The 17,466-nt window shown below is 58.0% G+C and carries 19 protein-coding genes and 1 tRNA gene; 7 read left to right on the forward strand and 13 right to left on the reverse strand.

The genetic code is table 11. The features are described from left to right. Nucleotides 1-195 precede the first annotated feature (195 nt). Both E5180_RS04990 and E5180_RS04995 read right to left on the reverse strand, forming a co-directional pair. Entirely contained in the window at nt 196-984 is a 789-nt protein-coding gene (locus E5180_RS04990) for an RlmE family RNA methyltransferase (RefSeq protein ID WP_138923428.1), read from the reverse strand. Continuing rightward, on the reverse strand, nt 984-2,099 hold the full coding sequence (locus tag E5180_RS04995; protein WP_005853251.1) for a Ppx/GppA phosphatase family protein: 1,116 nt from the start codon (nt 2,097-2,099) through the stop codon (nt 984-986). The genes E5180_RS04990 and E5180_RS04995 overlap by 1 nt, the downstream gene beginning before the upstream one ends. A 262-nt stretch (nt 2,100-2,361) precedes the next feature. Between E5180_RS04995 and E5180_RS05000 the strand changes: the two genes are divergently transcribed. From E5180_RS05000 to E5180_RS05015, 4 genes are all read left to right on the forward strand, one after another. After that, complete coding sequence (locus E5180_RS05000; RefSeq protein WP_138923429.1) at nt 2,362-2,658, forward strand: virulence factor; 297 nt, start codon at nt 2,362-2,364, stop codon at nt 2,656-2,658. Nucleotides 2,659-2,706: 48 nt separating this feature from the next. After that, nucleotides 2,707-3,636, forward strand: coding sequence for a methylenetetrahydrofolate reductase (locus E5180_RS05005; protein ID WP_138923430.1), 930 nt, complete (start codon nt 2,707-2,709; stop codon nt 3,634-3,636). A 16-nt stretch (nt 3,637-3,652) separates the two neighbouring features. Further along, nucleotides 3,653-4,729 carry a dihydropteroate synthase gene (locus E5180_RS05010; protein ID WP_138923431.1) on the forward strand — a complete coding sequence of 359 codons (1,077 nt, stop codon included), beginning with the start codon at nt 3,653-3,655 and terminating at the stop codon, nt 4,727-4,729. A gap of 275 nt (nt 4,730-5,004) precedes the next feature. Continuing rightward, nucleotides 5,005-6,858, forward strand: a complete 1,854-nt coding sequence (locus E5180_RS05015; protein ID WP_138923432.1) for a sensor histidine kinase — start codon at nt 5,005-5,007, stop codon at nt 6,856-6,858. A 41-nt stretch (nt 6,859-6,899) separates the two neighbouring features. Here the strand turns inward: E5180_RS05015 and E5180_RS05020 are convergent. The 11 genes from E5180_RS05020 to E5180_RS05070 all read right to left on the reverse strand — a co-directional run bounded on the left by E5180_RS05020 (nt 6,900) and on the right by E5180_RS05070 (nt 15,705). After that, nucleotides 6,900-6,976, reverse strand: a tRNA-Arg gene (locus tag E5180_RS05020). A 58-nt stretch (nt 6,977-7,034) separates the two neighbouring features. Further along, on the reverse strand, nt 7,035-8,255 hold the full coding sequence (locus tag E5180_RS05025) for a cysteine desulfurase (RefSeq protein WP_138923433.1): 1,221 nt from the start codon (nt 8,253-8,255) through the stop codon (nt 7,035-7,037). After that, nucleotides 8,248-8,847, reverse strand: a complete 600-nt coding sequence (locus E5180_RS05030; RefSeq protein ID WP_138923434.1) for a Yip1 family protein — start codon at nt 8,845-8,847, stop codon at nt 8,248-8,250. The genes E5180_RS05025 and E5180_RS05030 overlap by 8 nt, the downstream gene beginning before the upstream one ends. Continuing rightward, entirely contained in the window at nt 8,844-9,329 is a 486-nt protein-coding gene (locus tag E5180_RS05035; RefSeq protein ID WP_138923435.1) for a YIP1 family protein, read from the reverse strand. The genes E5180_RS05030 and E5180_RS05035 overlap by 4 nt, the downstream gene beginning before the upstream one ends. Then, nucleotides 9,329-10,612, reverse strand: a complete 1,284-nt coding sequence (sufD, locus tag E5180_RS05040; protein WP_138923436.1) for a Fe-S cluster assembly protein SufD — start codon at nt 10,610-10,612, stop codon at nt 9,329-9,331. Before sufD ends, E5180_RS05035 begins: the two co-directional genes overlap by 1 nt. After that, nucleotides 10,612-11,367 (reverse strand): Fe-S cluster assembly ATPase SufC, encoded by a 756-nt coding sequence (gene sufC, locus E5180_RS05045; protein WP_138923437.1) that lies wholly within the window; start codon nt 11,365-11,367, stop codon nt 10,612-10,614. The genes sufD and sufC overlap by 1 nt, the downstream gene beginning before the upstream one ends. Before the next feature lie 91 nt (nt 11,368-11,458). Beyond that, the gene (locus tag E5180_RS05050; RefSeq protein ID WP_254700530.1) at nt 11,459-12,307 is read right to left on the reverse strand and encodes a polysaccharide pyruvyl transferase family protein; all 849 of its coding nucleotides are present in this window, start codon (nt 12,305-12,307) and stop codon (nt 11,459-11,461) included. Further along, on the reverse strand, nt 12,297-12,488 hold the full coding sequence (locus E5180_RS05055; protein ID WP_138923438.1) for a hypothetical protein: 192 nt from the start codon (nt 12,486-12,488) through the stop codon (nt 12,297-12,299). The genes E5180_RS05050 and E5180_RS05055 overlap by 11 nt, the downstream gene beginning before the upstream one ends. Nucleotides 12,489-12,493: 5 nt before the next feature. Further along, a complete protein-coding gene (gene sufB / locus E5180_RS05060; protein ID WP_171048898.1) occupies nt 12,494-14,029 on the reverse strand; it encodes a Fe-S cluster assembly protein SufB in 1,536 nt (511 codons plus the stop codon). A 29-nt stretch (nt 14,030-14,058) separates the two neighbouring features. After that, nucleotides 14,059-15,183, reverse strand: coding sequence for a cysteine desulfurase family protein (locus E5180_RS05065; protein WP_138923440.1), 1,125 nt, complete (start codon nt 15,181-15,183; stop codon nt 14,059-14,061). A gap of 51 nt (nt 15,184-15,234) precedes the next feature. Further along, nucleotides 15,235-15,705 carry an Rrf2 family transcriptional regulator gene (locus tag E5180_RS05070; protein ID WP_138923441.1) on the reverse strand — a complete coding sequence of 157 codons (471 nt, stop codon included), beginning with the start codon at nt 15,703-15,705 and terminating at the stop codon, nt 15,235-15,237. A gap of 175 nt (nt 15,706-15,880) precedes the next feature. Between E5180_RS05070 and E5180_RS05075 the strand changes: the two genes are divergently transcribed. The 3 genes from E5180_RS05075 to E5180_RS05085 are packed head-to-tail and all read left to right on the forward strand — an operon-like array spanning nt 15,881 to nt 17,352. Then, nucleotides 15,881-16,534 (forward strand): alpha/beta hydrolase, encoded by a 654-nt coding sequence (locus E5180_RS05075; RefSeq protein ID WP_138923442.1) that lies wholly within the window; start codon nt 15,881-15,883, stop codon nt 16,532-16,534. After that, on the forward strand, nt 16,534-16,767 hold the full coding sequence (locus tag E5180_RS05080) for a hypothetical protein (RefSeq protein ID WP_138923443.1): 234 nt from the start codon (nt 16,534-16,536) through the stop codon (nt 16,765-16,767). The genes E5180_RS05075 and E5180_RS05080 overlap by 1 nt, the downstream gene beginning before the upstream one ends. Nucleotides 16,768-16,770: 3 nt before the next feature. Then, nucleotides 16,771-17,352 (forward strand): HD domain-containing protein, encoded by a 582-nt coding sequence (locus E5180_RS05085; RefSeq protein ID WP_138923444.1) that lies wholly within the window; start codon nt 16,771-16,773, stop codon nt 17,350-17,352. Nucleotides 17,353-17,466 lie beyond the last annotated feature (114 nt).

The raw sequence follows: 17,466 nt of genomic DNA on the forward strand, positions 1-17,466 counted from the left end.
TACGATGGAAAAATATCGATTTATGAGGACTTCTTGTCGCAGTAATTGAACTTCAGCGCGGCGTGATGTTCCAATTTAGGTCCATTTTGCGAATATATAAGAGAGCAATCGCGCCTGCCCATAAAAAAAATGCGGCAGTCGTCTAACTGCCGCATCACATTTGATAATTCCGCGCCCCTTGGGGCCTCACGGCTGCTACAGATTCTCTTGATCGTCAGCCAGCACCCCTTTGAAACCGGTGGCGACCACAAATTTCTCGGAGCTGTCGGAACGGCTGGCAGGCGGCTTGGTGTTGGCGACCTTGGCGAACCGACGCTTGAGCAGCTGTTGCAAATCGCCCTCCGCCCCGCCGGCCAGTACTTTGGCGACAAAGGTACCGCCGTCTTCCAGTACATCAAAGGCAAAGTAAGCCGCAGCCTCGCACAGGGCAATGATCCGATTGTGGTCAGTCTGCTTGTGGCCCGAGCTTGACGCCGCCATGTCCGACATCACCACATCGGCCTTGCCACCCAGCCAGCCTTTGACGATCTCGTCTGCGTCGTCTTCCATGAAATCAAGCTGGTGCAATTCGCAGCCTGCAATCGGCTCCATCTCTTGCAGGTCGATCCCAAGAATGGTGCCGACGTTCTTGCCCTTCTTTTCGCCCAGAACGTTGCAACGTTTCACCGCGACCTGACACCAGCCACCAGGGGCCGCCCCAAGGTCAACGATCCGCGCACCCGGCACGAGAAAGCGGTATTTGTCATCAAGTTCCATGATCTTATAGGCCGCACGCCCGCGATAACCTTCGGCATTGGCGCGTTTGACGTATGGGTCATTCAATTGGCGCTGCAACCAGCGAGTCGAGCTCAGCTTGCGACCGCGGGCTGACTTTACCTTGACCTTGAGGTCACGCTGGCCGCGCCCTGATGTATTCTTGCCTGTGGGGGTCTTCCCGCCCGAAGCACCGCCCGTTGGCGTCTTGCCTGTCGGAGTTTTCGCCATCAGCCTAATCCTTCTTCCAAAACGCCATCCGCGCTCATCTGGGCGTATAACAGCCCCTCGCGCAGACCACGGTCTGCCACACTTAATCTATCTGTCGGCCAGCACCGCATCAACGCCTGCAAAATCGCAGCACCTGACATGATCAACGCCTGACGGTCCAGCCCGATACGCGGATCGGCACGCCGCCCCCCCGGCCCCATCGCAAGATAGGAATGGATCACCTTGTCGATCTGCGCCGAGGTCATCCGAAGCCCGTCCACCTTGGTCCGGTCGTAGCGCTTTAGACCCAAATGGCTGGCAGCAACAGTGGTGACCGTGCCAGAGGTGCCAACAATCTGGAAATGGTCCTGGGACTGGATGGATTGATAGGGGGTAAAGTCCGTCAGGTTCTCCTCGAAGAACCAGCTCATCAATGCGAAACGCGCGGCGTCATCTTCGACGTCAGAGAATTGGTCGCGCAAGGTCGCCACGCCCAATGGCACACTGATCCAGTCGACCACACGCGCGGCGGGCACATCGGTTTTCGCCTGATGGAACCCGCCATGCAGCCGCATGATGGATTGCGCACGGTCGGCTTTGGGCACCTTGGAGATGTCGATCCAGACCAGCTCGGTCGAGCCGCCACCGATATCCACGACCAGCAGATTATGGGTCTTGCGGTTCACCAGTGGCGCGCAGGAAATTACCGCAAGCTGCGCTTCTTCCTCCGGCTTGATGATATCAAGCTTTAACCCCGTCTCGCGCTGGATACGCTGCATGAATTCGGCACCATTGGCGGCACGGCGGCACGCCTCGGTCGCGACAAGCCGCATACGCCGCACCTTGTTGCGGCGCAGCTTTTGCTGACAAATGCGCAATGCCTGAATGGTACGCGTCATCGATCCGCGCGACAATCGCCCGGTTTTCTCGAGCCCCGCCCCAAGCTGGACGGACTTCGAGAAGCTATCGACGACATGGAAACCGCTGCCTTTCGGCTGTGCGATCAACATGCGACAACTATTTGTGCCCAGATCAAGGGCCGCATAAAGTTCGGTCGATCTGGGCGGAACTGGCGCGGGGCTCAGAGCCGGCGGTACATCGAGCGCGCCCGCACCTTTGGGACGCTGTGGCGCCATGATTGCGCCTTTCATATTGAGTTACCCCCAAGGTAATGTTTCTGCGGGCAAGGAGCAAGCGGGAAACCTGAGAGCAGGCACGCTCGAGCCTATCGTCGGCCTCACAACCATCTTGAAAATTATGACACCCCGCCCCCCTCGCCTGTGGCGAGGACGCGCTGTAATGTCGTCACGTCGCAGACGCCGTTTTGAATGTCGAAAAATGGCGTCGGGGACAGATCAACAGCCGCTAAGAAAAACAAGCACAGCAGAGGAATCAATCATGCCCGAAGTTACCATCGTCTATTGGCGTGATATTCCAGCACAGGTCATCGTTGGCAAAGGCCGGCGCGGATCAAAGCGCCCGCTGCCCGAACGGTTTGAACAGGCCATCGACCGCGCCGCGATGAAAATCGGCGCGGATGACAGCGATTCCTATCTTGCCGAATGGCGCAAGGCCGATCCCTATACGGTCGACGGCGATCCCGACGCCGTGGCCGATGCCGAAGTCGTGCGTATCGATACCGAATACGACCGCGACCGCATCAAGACATTGATTGCCAATGACGGCTGGGCCTGACCGCCTCTTGCCGGTGCAAAAGTTGATCCCCTCATGAAAGAAATGCTCATGTCCCTTTTGAACTTTCGGCGCAAAGAAGCCCCAGCGTTTGAATTGCCCACTCCCGAGGTTGCGGCCTTTTTGCAGGACTATTCGATCGAGGTGATGCCCCGCACGGCGGAAAAGGTCGAAAATTTCCGCGATCTGCTGCCCGAAGGGACACGGGTCTACATCGCGCATATCGATGGCACCCCGATCGAAGACATGGTCGCCACCGCAGCGCGTCTGAACGCCGACGGCTACAAGGTCATGCCCCATTTTCCCGCGCGCATTATCAAGGATCGCGCGACGCTGGAAAACTGGATCGCCATGTATCAGGGCGAGGCTGACGTAAAGCAGGGCTTGCTGCTGGCCGGCGGCGTCACCACACCGCACGGGGATTTCAGCGATTCCATGCAGCTGATGGACACGGGCCTGTTTGACAAACACGGGTTCGAACGTCTGCACATCGCAGGCCACCCCGAAGGCAACCGTGACATCGACACCGACGGCACCCGCCTGCGGGTCGACGATGCACTGCGCTGGAAACAGGGGTTTTCCGAACGCACCGACGCGAAAATGGCCATCGCCACGCAGTTCGCATTCGAGGCGCAGCCAATCATCGAATGGGCCGACACCCTGAAACACGCAGGAATCGACCTGCCGATCCATATCGGTATCGCGGGGCCCGCCAAGCTTCAAACCTTGATCAAATTTGCCATCGCCTGCGGCGTCGGCCCTTCGCTGAGGGTGCTGCAAAAGCGCGCGATGGACGTTACCAAACTGCTGTTGCCCTACGAGCCGACAGATGTGATCACCGAACTGGCCACGCACAAAGCGGCCAACCCAGATTTCAACATTACCCATGTGCATTTCTTCCCGCTGGGTGGGATCAAAACGAATGCAAACTGGGCCATTGAAAATGGCGGACCTGCTGCGCAACCAGCCAACTCCGTCTAAGGAAAGACTGAACACCATGACCAGAACCGTCGTCGAATCCAAAACCAAAACAGCAATCATCGGCTTTGACGAGCCCTTCTGCGTGATCGGGGAACGTATCAACCCAACGGGCCGCAAGATCCTCGCCGAAGAGCTGGAACGTGGCGATTTCAGCCGCGTCGAGGCCGACGCCATCGCACAGGCCGCAGCAGGGGCAAACATTCTGGACGTGAACTCCGGTGCTGTGTTCTCGAATAAAATGGCCGAAGATCCGCGCTATGCCGACAATAACTTTGTCGAACCGATGTTGATGCCAGAACTGATCCGCGTTGTGCAAAACGCCGTCGATATTCCGATCTGTATCGACAGCTCTGTTCCTGGCGCATTGGAAGCGGGTCTTGAGGCATGCGAAGGCCGTCCGCTCCTGAATTCGGTAACAGGCGAAGAAGAGCGGCTGGAACTGGTGCTGCCTTTGGTCAAGAAATACAACGTGCCGGTGGTTGCGATCTCTAACGATGACACTGGCATCTCCGAAGACCCCGATGTGCGTTTTGAAGTCGCCAAGAGGATCGTCGAACGCGCCGCAGATTTCGGCATTCCGGCGCACGACATCGTGGTTGATCCGCTGGTGATGCCGATTGGGGCGATGGCGACGGCAGGGCATCAAGTCTTTACCCTTGTGCGTCGTCTGCGCGAGGAACTGGGCGTAAACACCACCTGCGGTGCGTCAAACATCAGCTTTGGTCTGCCCAACCGCCACGGCATCAACAATGCTTTCCTGCCCATGGCGATGGGGGCGGGCATGACCTCTGCAATCATGAACCCGATCACGCTGGCAGTGAACCCGACAAAAATTGCCGAGAAAAAAGCCGAACTGGTCGCGGCGGGCATCATCCTGCCTGACGAGATTGACGATGAAACTTTTGTGACGCTGCTCGGCATGGGATCGACAAAACCCACTCCCGGCAAAGAGATGGAGGCAATCCGTGCCGCCAACTTCTTGTTCGACCGTGACCCCCACGGGACCGAATGGATCAAGTTCAACAAGGTCGCGCCCAAGGCCGGCCAAGAGGGTCGCGGACGCGCTGGCCGCAAGGGTGGCCGTCGCCGGTAATGGGGATTCTCCCTACCGCCAAGAACAAAAACCTCGCAAACTCTGGTTTGCGGGGTTTTCTTTTAGGACGAAAGTCCTGTTTCCAGCAATCAGAGGTTGACCGCATACCTCAAGCACGCATGATCTAGGCGCAAAGCCGAAAGGGCTTTGTATTGTCCTAGACTCTGGTAACGACCACCTCCCATGGCGCATTCCGGCAGTCCAAGTTCGGTCTAAAAATGAACACAACTGTGTGGCTAGTATGAAATGCCAAGACGCAGCCCGTAGGTGGATCTATGACGACATGCTTTGAGGGAATAACCACGCAGCCCGTTTTTTGGGCGGCAGGCGGTGTCAGCCTTATTGCGGCGATCGTCATGATTTCGATGCTGCGGGTCCAGCGATTTCGGGGCAAGCTTTACTACGCGCTCACCTTCTTTGCGATGATCTATACGCTGCTTATCGTTGGTGCAGAAGCATCAGCGGCGGCCTTTGACTGTCAATACAAACTGGGCGTTGCCGCGTGGCTGGGGAACGCGCTGGTGCCTGTGGCGTGGTGTTTCTTTGTCTACGCCTACGTCCATCAGTCCAGCTGGCTCAGCAAAAAACGCGTGGTGGCAGCACTTGTGCTTGCCCCGCTGCTATCTTTCGCTTTTGCTGCGACGAACACACATCATGGTCTGGTATATGATCACGCGACCACGATCCCACCAGGCGCGCGCCAGATCGACTACATCCACGGGCCCGGCTTCTACGCGATTATGGCCGTGCTCTATACCTTCGTCGGCGCCACCTACTATGGTCTCTATAAAGGGTTCAGGCGGTCGCGCCGGTCAGCGTGGCCGCTGCTAACGATGCTAGCCGTCGTAACGATGACCCCGCTTGCAGCAAATGCAGCCTATATCTTTCTGGGCTTCACCATTTTCGGACTGGACCCGACGTCGTTTATGTTCAGCGTAGGTATCTTCGCCTTCACGTTTATGCTGCTCACAAACAAGACGTTGGATATGGCGTCGGTCGGTCAATCCGCCTTGTTTAACACAATGAGCGAAGCTGTTGTTCTTGTGGATAATAACAAAAACGTCGTCTTGATGAACACAGCTGCAAAGAACCGCGGCTTCTGCAAGGTCCCCAAGGCCGAAGCCGCCGCCCTTCTCGCCACTATTGATACCCGTAGCCTAAGGACCACCGATGCATCCGTGACCATCGACGAACGCGTCTATGATCCTCGGATCCAAGAGATCGAAAGCCCGCTGGACCCAGGCGGTGCCATTCTGGGCTGGAGCGTCACGTTGGTCGACATTACTGACCGCATCGCCATCACCCGCGCCCTCGAGAATGCGTTGCTGCGTGCAGATGACGCCAATCGTGCCAAGGACGAATTTATCTCGGCTGTCAGTCATGAGCTGCGCACGCCGCTGACGTCGCTCAAAGGAGGCTTGGCTCTGGCCCTCAGTGGACGTCTGGGCGAGATGGACGACCGCGTCCGGTCTCCGCTTGAAATCGCACAGCGTAACGGTGTGCGCCTGTCTCGGCTGGTCGACAACATTCTACTGTCCCAGAAAATCGATGGGGACGCCCTTACCCTTGATCAGCAGCCGGTCGATCTTGGGGCCCTTTTAAAAGACAGCCTCGAGGAAAACCAAATGTTCGCTGCCGAACAGCGGATCAAGCTCGTCCGGCCCAAGGGTGACCAATCCGCGATTATCACCGGCGACGCCTTTGCAATCAGGCAAATAATCGACAACCTTGTCTCGAACGCGATCAAATTCTCTAAACCCGGCAGCGTCGTCGAAGGCGCGCTGTCGGTCTCTGACGGCCACGTGCGACTGTCGATCAAAGACAGCGGGCGTGGTATCCCTGATGGGATGGAAGAACAGGTCTTTGGCCGGTTCGCGCAGGTCAAAAACGGCGGCCAATTCGCGACGCAGGGCTCAGGTCTGGGCTTGCACATCTCGCAGCAGCTTGCCCAGCAGATGTCGGGAAAGATCTTTTACGAAAGCGAAGTCGGCAAGGGCTCGGTATTTCATATGGACTACGCCACTGTCGCGGCACAGCACCCGAAAGTTATCCACGCAGCAGATGCCGGTTCAGCGGACGCACCTGCCCTCCAGCACCGTGACGACGTGCCAGAAAACGTACAGGTATAACGCGCGAAACGACTTCGTGAATATATCAGGAATAAGGGAAATGGTGGTCCCAGCTGGATTCGAACCAGCGACCTCTCGCTTCGGAGGCGAGCACTCTATCCAGCTGAGCTATGGGACCATATAGGGGCGGTATAGCCAGACTACCCGCCCCCTGCAATTACAAAATCAGTTCAGTCTCATGCAAAGAGATCATGCGCCAATTCAAGCGCTTCGATCAGCGTGTCGATCTCGGCATTGGTGTTGTACATCCCAAAAGAGGCGCGGCAGGTGGCGGTTTGCCCCAGATGTTGCATAAGCGGCCCACAACAATGCTGCCCCGCACGTACGGCAACGCCCTTCTTGTCCAAGATGGTAGAGATATCATGCGCATGCGCCGCCCCGTCCAGCGTAAAGCTGAAGATCGCGGCCTTATCCGGCGTGGTGCCCTGAACCTGCAACCAGTTCAATCCTGCCAGACGGGTCACTGCATAATCACGCAAGGATGCTTCATGAGCGGCGATATTTTCCATTCCGAGGTTCATCATGTATTCTAGTCCGACGCCCATACCGATCGTCTGCACGATCCCGGGGGTGCCCGCCTCGAACTTCATCGGCGCATCGTTGTAGATAATGCCGTCTTTGGTGACTTCGCGGATCATGTCACCACCGCCGAGAAACGGGCGCATCTCGGCCATGCGGTCGGGGTGGATATAGATCGCACCGGACCCTGATGGACCATAGAGCTTGTGACCGGTGATCGCATAGAAATCGCAGCCGATATCTTGCACATCCACCGGCATGTGGACCGCTGCTTGCGACCCGTCAACCAGTACCGGCACACCTTTGGCGTGGGCCCCGGCGGTGATCGCCTTGACGTCCACAACCGTTCCTAACACATTCGACACCTGCGTCACCGCAATCAGCTTGGTTCTGGGGGTGATCGCATCAATCACCGCCTGCGGATCAAGCGCACCAGACGCATCCACATCTACCCATTTGATCACCACGCCCTGGCGTTCGCGCAGAAAATGCCACGGCACGATGTTGGCGTGATGCTCCATCACCGACAGGATAATCTCGTCGCCCGGCGACAGGTTCGGCATGGCCCAACCATAGGCGACCAGATTGATCCCTTCGGTGGTGCCGGAGTTAAAGATGATGTGATCCTCGTTCCCGGCGTTCAAGAACCGCGCAACGGTCCCGCGCACGGCTTCGTACTGGTCGGTTGCAAGGTTAGAAAGATAGTGCAGCCCGCGGTGAACATTGGAATATTCGTGACTATAGGCACGGCTGATCGCATCGATCACGACCTGCGGCTTTTGCGCCGATGCACCATTGTCGAGATAGACAAGCGGCTTGCCGTTCACTTCACGGGACAGGATCGGGAAATCGCGGCGGATGGCGTTTACATCATACATCAAGAAGCACTCCTTGGGCAGCAATGCCCACGATAGAAAGAAGCAGGCTCATCCCCAAAACGACGGCCGCCATAGCAATCAGCAACACGCCAACGGCCTTGCCCAAACCGGCGAAGTCGAACGCCGCGGCAATGAAGTTCACCAATATCCAAAGACCGATGATCCCGGTCGCCAACGATGCCAGTACCGACACGCCAGGAGAGATGTACATGAGCAAGAAAATCGCCGCCTGCGCGATAATGCGCAAGACCTGCAAAAACACGACCAACGCCAATATATCGCCAAGGTTGCCGTCGCCGCCAAGCGCACGGCCCGTCCAGAACAGCCCGTGTGTGGTGATCACCAACACCCCTGTCAGCAGTACGAACATCGCCAAGGGACTGGTAAAGAACGCGGGCATGCCCGGTGTCGGTTGCACCACAAGGCTGACCGAGAAAATCAACGTGTTCACCGCCGCCGCCAGCGCAAGCGCGGTCCACAATACATTGCGATCAAGCCGCCAGCCGATAATCTGCTGTGCCGCCGCGCGAGGGTTGCGCAAGCTTAGAATGACCAACTCGGACAAAACCGATCGTATGTCAGGGGCGTTCATGGGCGTATCCGATATGCAACCAGCAAGCCGCTGATCCAGAACCATAAAAATACGCAAAGCCAGATCAGTCCGACAATGCGCAGCTCGATCCCTTCGCCGACGAACCCTGCCGTAAGTCCGTGCAGCAACACAAGGGGGCTGGACGCCAGCAAGGCCCAGAAGAGCGCAAGACGGGTGCTATACCCGCTCGGGCGGCCGCGCATCACCTTGAGGATGATTTGCGTGCCCGCCGCGAGCATATAGAAAATCAACGGCGCGATGAACAGCCATGCCATCAGGGTCGCCCCCAGCAACATGTCCAGCTCGGTGCCGGTGACATGGGCTTCGCGGGCCAGACGCGGGGTCTGGGCCACGAAAAAGATCAGACACGCGACCATCAGATAGATCAGGTTGCGATCCTCCCGCGGGCCCTGCCCCAACAACCGCCGCACAACGGCGGCGGGGTTGCGGTAGCTGGCCACGATATCGCGTGTCGCCGCCATCAGGCTGCGTGCCGCTCAAGCCACGCGGCAAGCCGTGCGGTGATCTCTTCGCGCAGAGTTTCGTCCTCGATCTCTTCGACGGCCTCGGCCAAAAAGGACAAGGTCAGAAGATCGGTCGCGACATTATGGGGCACACCGCGCGACCGCAGATAGAACAAGGCATCCTCGTCAATCGCACCAGATGTGGACCCGTGCGAACAGGCGACATCATCGGCGTAGATTTCAAGCTCGGGCTTGGCGAGGAACTGGCTATCTTCGTCCAGCAGCAACGACTGGCTGATCTGATAGCCATCGGTCTTTTGCGCGTCTTTCTTGACCAAGATCTTGCCTTGGAACACGCCGGTCGCCCCGTTGCGCAGAACCTTCTTGAACACCTGACGGCTTTCGCAGTTTACCGCGTCGTGGGTTACGAACACCGTGTCGTCGTGGTGGAAATCAGAACCATCACCGACGCTGGCACCCGCGACATGAGCCGCCGCATCATCGCCAGTCAGCTCGATCACGCAGTCGTTGCGCGTCATCACGCCATTGGCAGTCAGCGTAAAGGATTTGAACGCGGATTCAGCCCCCAGACGGGTAAAGATATGCGTCGCTGCGCGTTGTTCATGGTCACGCCCTTGGGCGCGCACATGGTGGAACGCAGCGTTGTCGCCGACCTCGACTTCGAGCACACCGTTAAAGCGCGCAGCCACGGGGCCGTTTTCCAGCAACGTGAATTCGGCACCGGCGTCCAGCTTGATAACGCTGTGCAGTATGACATCGGCTGTTTCCGACGTCCGGCGATAGATAATGTTCACCGGCTTGGAGACTTTGTCCGTCACATGGATCAGCACGCCATCGGGCGCAAACGCCGTGTTCAGCGCGGCCAAGGGCCGTGCCACAGGAGTTTGGCCGTTCTTTTCCAGCGTACCATAAAGATCGCGGGCCCAATGCAGGTCCGCGTCTGCCTGGGACAGCCGTTCAATCGTGATACCATCAAGCGCCAATGCGTCAGACGCATCCGCGTCGAACACGCCATCGACAAACACCAGCTTGAGCCGGTCAATCTGGTCGAACAGGACCACATCATCAGACGCCCGCAAGGCAGCCGAAGTCGCCTGCGGCTGGGTCAGCGTATCAGGGCGGGTGTATTTCCAGTATTCGTCACGACGCTCCGGCAGACCTGCCTGTTGCAGCCGCGATAGTGCGTCTTTGCGTGCCGCATCGGACCAGCCCCCTTGGGGCAGATCCAACGTGGCGATCAACGCCTCGGTCGGGGTTTGTTGTGTCGCTGCTTCGGCCATTACGCCACCTCTGACAGGATGTCGGCATACCCGTTGTTTTCAACTTCAAGCGCCAGCTCGGGGCCACCGGTTTTGATGATCCGACCGTCAGCCATGATGTGCACGACGTCGGGTTTGATGTGGTCCAGCAGACGCTGGTAGTGGGTGATCACAAGGAAGCCGCGCCCTTCGGTGCGCAGCGCGTTCACGCCATCAGCAACCAATTTCATCGCGTCGACGTCCAAACCGGAGTCTGTTTCGTCCAAGATGCACATCTTTGGCTCGAGCATCGCCATTTGCAGGATTTCGTTCCGCTTTTTCTCGCCACCGGAGAAACCGACGTTGACGGGACGCTTCAGCATCTCTGCGTCGATCTTCAGGTCTTTGGCACGTGCGCGCACAACCTTGAGGAACTCTGCCGCAGACATTTCTTCTTCGCCACGAGCCTTGCGCTGTGCATTCACAGCCGTCCGCAGGAAAGTCATGTTGCCGACACCGGGGATTTCAACCGGATACTGGAACGCCAGAAACAGGCCAGCCGCCGCACGCTCTTCGGGATCGATGTCGAGCAGGTCGATATCGCCGAGATGGGCGGAGCCTTCAGTGACCTCATAGCCGCCTTTGCCAGACAGGACATAGGACAACGTGGATTTACCCGACCCGTTGGGGCCCATGATCGCGTGTACCTTACCGGCTTCGATCTCAAGATCGACACCTTTCAGGATTTGCTTGTCTTCGTCTTCCAGTTTTACCTTCAGGCCTTTGATGCTCAGCATGGGAGGTTCCTTTTCTTGCGCTTTGGCGCTGCAATGACAGTGAATTGAGTGAATGAAAACCCCGCCAAGGGGCCGTCATCGGTGTAAGATTTCATGCCGCTCTCCCTGCCTGTAAGGCTTTGGGAAAACGCGCATAAAGGGCGGTTCGGCAGGCATCTATGCCCGCCTGATAGGAAAGCGGTGACAGCGGATCGGGTAGAACCGCTGTGGGGATATCTTCGATCTGCATCGGGGCCTGCATCGGCCGACCGACTGAAGCTGCATAGTCGAGGTACTTCAACCGTGACTGCCCCGTCGGGGCCAGCCAGCTGTTGGGTACGCCATAGGCATCGGCCACGATCAACCCGTGCAGGGATGATGCAAATACATGATCGCACGTTGCAATCGCGTCGCAGACCGCCTGGGCATCGCCGCGTGGATCGATCAGTTGATATCGTGTATCGCTGGCGACAAGCGCTTGCAGCACGGGATCATCAATCAGCGAGTGATGCGGCACGATACCGATCCTGCCGTTCGGTGCCCGTTTGTGCGGCCAAACGGCATTGATCAACAACCCCGGATCGCCAAACTCGGACAATTCCAAGCCCAACAACGCGGCTGTGATCGGACCGCGTACCAGCGCTATATCCACATGGTCGGTAAACCCTGTGCCCTGCACCGGATGCAACAATCCTGCCCCCCAGATCACCGGCCGATGATCCTGCGCCTCGCTAAAGTTGCGCTTGACCACCTGCAACAGCGATCCGATCGCCCAGACATCAGCCTTGCGCACACCAGCATGCTCCACAGGCCGGCCCGAGACATGGGCCAGCACCACAGGGCTAATGGCGTCCCCGAAATTCGGGACCGCCTTCCACCAGTGCAATCGCAAAGGCATGGTGTCAGCCGATAGTTGCATCAGCTTGCTGCGTCCTCGTACACGGTGATGATCATGTGTCATCCCCCTTGCGCAGCACCAAAAGCGCCACACGGATCGCAGCATAGATCATCGCAAAGATCAGCATCTGAAAGAACGTGTTCTCAAACGCGGCGAGCGTCAGCCCGCCGCCCCGAACCAGAGCCATCAGCACCCAGAAAACCAAGGCGGCGATGGTCACATCCCATGTCAGTTTGCGCATCATCGCGATTACCCCACAGAACCTTCAAGAGAGATCGCAACCAATGCTTGCGCTTCCATTGCGAACTCCATCGGCAGTGCCTGAAGCACGTCTTTGCAGAAGCCGTTGACCACCAAGGCCACCGCCTCTTCCTCGTCCATCCCGCGCGAACGGCAGTAGAACAGCTGGTCGTCGTCCACCTTGGATGTCGTTGCCTCGTGTTCGACACGGCTGCTGTTATTCTTGACCTCGATATACGGTACAGTGTGGGCACCGCACTGGTCGCCGATCAGCAAGCTGTCACATTGCGTATAGTTGCGCGATTCCTTGGCTTTGGGGTGCATGGATACCAGTCCACGGTATGTGTTCTGCGCCTTGCCCGCCGAAATCCCCTTGGACACGATGCGCGACTTGGTACGCTTGCCCAGGTGGATCATCTTGGTGCCAGTGTCAGCCTGCTGCATGTTGTTGGCGATCGCGATGGAATAGAACTCGCCTTGGCTATCATCGCCGCGCAGGATGCAGGACGGGTATTTCCATGTCACAGCCGAACCGGTTTCAACCTGCGTCCACATCACCTTGGCACGGTCGCCACGGCAATCGGCACGTTTGGTCACAAAGTTATAGATCCCGCCTTTGCCGTTCTCGTCACCGGGATACCAGTTCTGAACGGTCGAATATTTCACCTCGGCGTCTTCTTCGATGATGATCTCGACCACCGCGGCGTGCAGTTGGCTTTCGTCCCGCTGCGGCGCGGTACAACCCTCGAGGTAGGACACATAGGACCCTTTGTCGGCGATGATCAGCGTGCGCTCGAACTGGCCAGTGTTTTCCGCATTGATACGGAAATAGGTCGACAGTTCCATCGGGCAGCGCACACCCGGCGGAATATAGACAAACGACCCGTCTGAAAAGACAGCCGAGTTCAGCGTCGCGTAGAAGTTATCATTCACCGGCACGACCGAACCAAGGTATTTCTTGACCAGTTCCGGATGCTCGCGGATCGCTTCCGAGATCGAACAGAAAATCACGCCGGCTTTCTTCAGCTCGTCCTGAAAGGTGGTCCCGACGGAAACAGAATCGAACACGGCGTCCACAGCAACCTTGCGAGGTTCATCGCCCATGTTTTCTGCACCCTCGACGCCCGCCAGAATGGCTTGCTCTTTCAAGGGGATACCCAGCTTCTTGTAGGTCTCGAGCAGCTTGGGATCTACGTCGTCCAGGGACTTGGGCTTGACCGCCATGGATTTGGGACGCGCATAGTAATACTGGTTCTGAAAGTCGATTTCAGGGTAGTCCACCATCGCCCAATTCGGCTCTTTCTTGGTCAACCAGCGCTCATAGGCCGCCAGACGCCATTCAAGCATCCACTCCGGCTCTTCATTCTTTTCCGAGATCAGCTTGACGATATCGACGTTCAGACCCAGCGGGGCATAGTCCATCTCGATATCGGTGGACCAACCGTATTTATAGGCACCGCCGACTTCGCGCACGGCATCCACGGTGTCCTGATCAACACCTTCTTTGACGCCATCATTTACGTCTTTGACCAATGTGCTATCCATGCTTTTCATCCTTCAACTGGCGGTGCGCATCAAGCGGCCCGCGCCTCGTGTTTTTTCAATTTCGCGGTCCATGCGTCGACAAAACGCATGACCTCTTCTTCTGTGGTGTCCGGCCCCAGCGACACGCGCACGGCACAAGATGCCAACGCCTCGTCAAAGCCCATGGCCGTCAACACCCGACTTGTCGCCACCTTGCCGCTGGAACAGGCAGACCCCGCACTGATCGCAAAGCCCGCAAGGTCCATCTGCATCACCTGCGTCTCACCGCGCCATCCAGGCGTGATAAAGCAAGAGGTGTTCGGCAAACGCGCCACATCTTTCCCAACAAAAATAGTCTTCTTTGACGCAGCCTCAAGAGCCTTCTCTAGAACATTTCTAAGGTCTGCAACCCGTTCCCAGACACCATCCGCCAAATCCTGCGCCGCTGCCGCGCAAGCAGCACCAAAGCCGGCGATGCCGATGACATTTTCGGTCCCTGCACGACGCCCCAGCTCCTGCCCGCCCCCGCGCAGCATCGGCTGCATCAATCCAGGGGTATATTGCGGCCCCGCGATCAACGCGCCGATCCCCTTGGGACCGCCCAACTTATGCGCCGAGAGCGCCAATGTGGCATGACGCCCGACCTCTGACCGCCAACGGCCCAGATCGGAAAGCTTGCCCGCCGCCTGCACCGCATCGCGCAACACGGATGCGGGCGACGCGCCCAAACGAGACAGCTCGGCGCACAGAGTGTCAGGCTGCAGCACGCCGGTTTCGCTGTTGGCCCGCTGCAAGAACAGCGTCACCCCCGCCAAAGCACCGTCCGGCAGCGCGGTCAAATCCACGTGACCATTGCGATCCACGGGCAATTGGTCTGCCTCAGGGCACCAGATCCGCACCGCTTCATGTTCAATCGGCGCGCCGGTCACCGCGGTAGAGTCCTGAACCACGCCTGTAATCGCCTCAGTGGCGCCGCTGGTAAAGATCACCTCCGAGACATCGCAGCCGACCAGTCCGGCCACCTGCCCCCGCGCCTTTTCAACCATCATCTTGGCTGCACGCCCTTCGGCATGGACGCTCGAGGGATTGCCCACCACATCCATCGCCGCCAGCATGGCCGCGCGCGCCTCTGCCCTCAGCGGGGTGGTCGCGTTATGATCCAGATAGGTTCTCATATCAGCTTCCAGATGGTCCTAAATCCCAGGGAGTGTGAGGGACAGCGTCCCTCATTCCGCGTCGGCCTCGTCCACGATGGCAAAGAGGTTCGGCACCGCCGGACAGGGGGCGAGCTCGTTCGCGACAACGTCTGACAGCCGCGTCTGGTGCAAGTACACATAGACCTGCGCGCTCAACCCTTCCCACAAACGGTTGGTCAGGGATTGCGCACGACTGCCTGACGACCCGCCAGAGGCACCTGCCCCCACATGCATCGCGTCGACCTTTTCATCGACCGCCGCCAGAATATCGACAACGCGAATATTCGTCGCTGGTCGCGCTAAACGATAGCCGCCGCCGGGGCCACGCACCGATGCCACCAGCTCGGCCCGACGCAGTTTGACGAAAAGCTGTTCCAGATACGGCAGGGAAATGGACTGACGCGCCGCGATATCGCCCAGATTGACCAGGCGATCCGCAGGCTGCAACGCTATATCAGCCAGCGCGACCATGGCATACCGCCCCTTGGTAGACAGCTTCATTGCAGTGTTCCCTTTCCCAAAGGCGCCTGTTTGATTGACGAGGACGCATGAAATGCCTAAACGCAATGTCTGACCCCCGGTAAAGGTGGGATCACACAAGTTAGAACCGTTCTAAACTGCCTTAGCGAATTCGTCAACTATTCCGCTGCACTTAGAACCCCAAGCAGGGACGCTCATGCCCGAGGTTATTTTTCCCGGACCCGAAGGCCGCCTCGAAGGCCGCTACCATCCACAAAAAGAACGCGACGCGCCAATCGCCATTCTGCTTCACCCACACCCACAATTCGGCGGGACGATGAACCATAAGGTCGTGTATAATATGCACTATGCCTTCTACAATATGGGTTTCACCGTTTTGCGCTTCAACTTCCGCGGCGTGGGACGCAGCCAAGGCGAATACGATCAAGGCGTCGGTGAACTCTCTGATGCAGCGTCAGCGCTGGATTATCTGCAGTCGATGAACAACAACTCCAAGCACTGCTGGGTTGCGGGTTTCTCGTTCGGCGCATGGATCGGCATGCAATTGCTGATGCGCCGCCCCGAGATCACGGGCTTCATCTCTGTCGCACCGCCTGCGAACATGTATGACTTCAGCTTCCTCGCACCCTGCCCGGCTTCCGGTTTGGTGATCAACGGGACGGCTGACCGCGTAGCACCACCGGCTGATACCGTGACCCTCGTGAATAAATTGCACGAGCAAAAGGGCATCACCATCACCCACCAAGAAGTCGAGGGTGCCGGCCACTTCTTTGAAGAGCCGCATATGGATACGCTCATCACGTCGACCACGGACTATGTGAAGCGTCGCCTGACGGAAACGACCCGTTAATGGCGGATCAGACAGTCGTCGATCTGGCCAATCAGCTGGCCGAAGAATGTCTGGCAGTACAACGCGAAACCGGACAGGAGCGGCTTTTTATGGAAGTCGCTGCTGTTCTGGGCGCGTCGTCGCAGACCATGGAAGAAGCCTTTGTCACAGCGATCCGTACGCGGCTTTCTGCCGGACAGGGGCGTGACTTTATCGCCAAGGCGCTTGCCGCGCACCGCGCAAAAGAAAGCTGACGTATGACCACCAGACTAGAGCAACAGATTGCCTTCCTTAACGAAGCAGACAAGCTCAAGTCGGTCACACGCGGGACGCTTTTATGCGATGCCTCGCGGGCGGAAAATTCGGCTGAACACAGCTGGCACCTGACGCTCTATGCGCTGGTGCTGGCGGATCAGGCGGGCGAAGGCGTCGATATCACCCGCGTCATCAAAATGTTGATCCTGCATGACCTCGTCGAGATTGACGCAGGCGACAACCCGATCTTTGGCAGCTACGATGCGGCCGATATGGAGGCCCAGGAACAGCTTGCCGCTGACCGGATATTTGGCCTTCTTCCCAACGATTTACGCGACGATCTTCGTGCCACATGGGAAGAGTTCGAAGCGAATAAGACCCCCACAGCCCGCTTTGCAAAATCGTTGGACCGTTTCCAGCCCCCCATGCAAAACCTTGCTGCAGGCGGTGGCAGCTGGGTCGAATATAACGTCACGGAAGCCCAGTTCGTGGAAAAGGTCGGCTCTAAGATCAAGGCCGGCGCGCCGGGCTTGTGGGAATTCGCACGAGGCCGCGTCTCTGCATGGTTCGCGGCCCGCGGCTAGCACCCCCTGCCTTTAGCTGCCCGACCTTTCTCCTTTGCGTCACACCCCTGTTGCAGGGCTGCGGTATCTGGTAAACAGCACAGCTCTCTTCAGTATACCATTGCATACCGACTA

This window comes from Sulfitobacter sp. BSw21498, from assembly GCF_006064855.1.
Taxonomy (GTDB): Bacteria; Pseudomonadota; Alphaproteobacteria; order Rhodobacterales; family Rhodobacteraceae; genus Sulfitobacter.

Bases quoted from the DNA above. Each gene is read 5' to 3' on its own strand.
- E5180_RS04990 (WP_138923428.1), bottom strand. From the start codon at position 984: ATGGCGAAAACTCCGACAGGCAAGACGCCAACGGGCGGTGCTTCGGGC.
- E5180_RS04995 (WP_005853251.1), bottom strand. From the start codon at position 2,099: ATGGCGCCACAGCGTCCCAAAGGTGCGGGCGCGCTCGATGTACCGCCG.
- E5180_RS05000 (WP_138923429.1), top strand. From the start codon at position 2,362: ATGCCCGAAGTTACCATCGTCTATTGGCGTGATATTCCAGCACAGGTC.
- E5180_RS05005 (WP_138923430.1), top strand. From the start codon at position 2,707: ATGTCCCTTTTGAACTTTCGGCGCAAAGAAGCCCCAGCGTTTGAATTG.
- E5180_RS05010 (WP_138923431.1), top strand. From the start codon at position 3,653: ATGACCAGAACCGTCGTCGAATCCAAAACCAAAACAGCAATCATCGGC.
- E5180_RS05015 (WP_138923432.1), top strand. From the start codon at position 5,005: ATGACGACATGCTTTGAGGGAATAACCACGCAGCCCGTTTTTTGGGCG.
- E5180_RS05025 (WP_138923433.1), bottom strand. From the start codon at position 8,255: ATGTATGATGTAAACGCCATCCGCCGCGATTTCCCGATCCTGTCCCGT.
- E5180_RS05030 (WP_138923434.1), bottom strand. From the start codon at position 8,847: ATGAACGCCCCTGACATACGATCGGTTTTGTCCGAGTTGGTCATTCTA.
- E5180_RS05035 (WP_138923435.1), bottom strand. From the start codon at position 9,329: ATGGCGGCGACACGCGATATCGTGGCCAGCTACCGCAACCCCGCCGCC.
- sufD (WP_138923436.1), bottom strand. From the start codon at position 10,612: ATGGCCGAAGCAGCGACACAACAAACCCCGACCGAGGCGTTGATCGCC.
- sufC (WP_138923437.1), bottom strand. From the start codon at position 11,367: ATGCTGAGCATCAAAGGCCTGAAGGTAAAACTGGAAGACGAAGACAAG.
- E5180_RS05050 (WP_254700530.1), bottom strand. From the start codon at position 12,307: ATGACACATGATCATCACCGTGTACGAGGACGCAGCAAGCTGATGCAA.
- E5180_RS05055 (WP_138923438.1), bottom strand. From the start codon at position 12,488: ATGATGCGCAAACTGACATGGGATGTGACCATCGCCGCCTTGGTTTTC.
- sufB (WP_171048898.1), bottom strand. From the start codon at position 14,029: ATGGATAGCACATTGGTCAAAGACGTAAATGATGGCGTCAAAGAAGGT.
- E5180_RS05065 (WP_138923440.1), bottom strand. From the start codon at position 15,183: ATGAGAACCTATCTGGATCATAACGCGACCACCCCGCTGAGGGCAGAG.
- E5180_RS05070 (WP_138923441.1), bottom strand. From the start codon at position 15,705: ATGAAGCTGTCTACCAAGGGGCGGTATGCCATGGTCGCGCTGGCTGAT.
- E5180_RS05075 (WP_138923442.1), top strand. From the start codon at position 15,881: ATGCCCGAGGTTATTTTTCCCGGACCCGAAGGCCGCCTCGAAGGCCGC.
- E5180_RS05080 (WP_138923443.1), top strand. From the start codon at position 16,534: ATGGCGGATCAGACAGTCGTCGATCTGGCCAATCAGCTGGCCGAAGAA.
- E5180_RS05085 (WP_138923444.1), top strand. From the start codon at position 16,771: ATGACCACCAGACTAGAGCAACAGATTGCCTTCCTTAACGAAGCAGAC.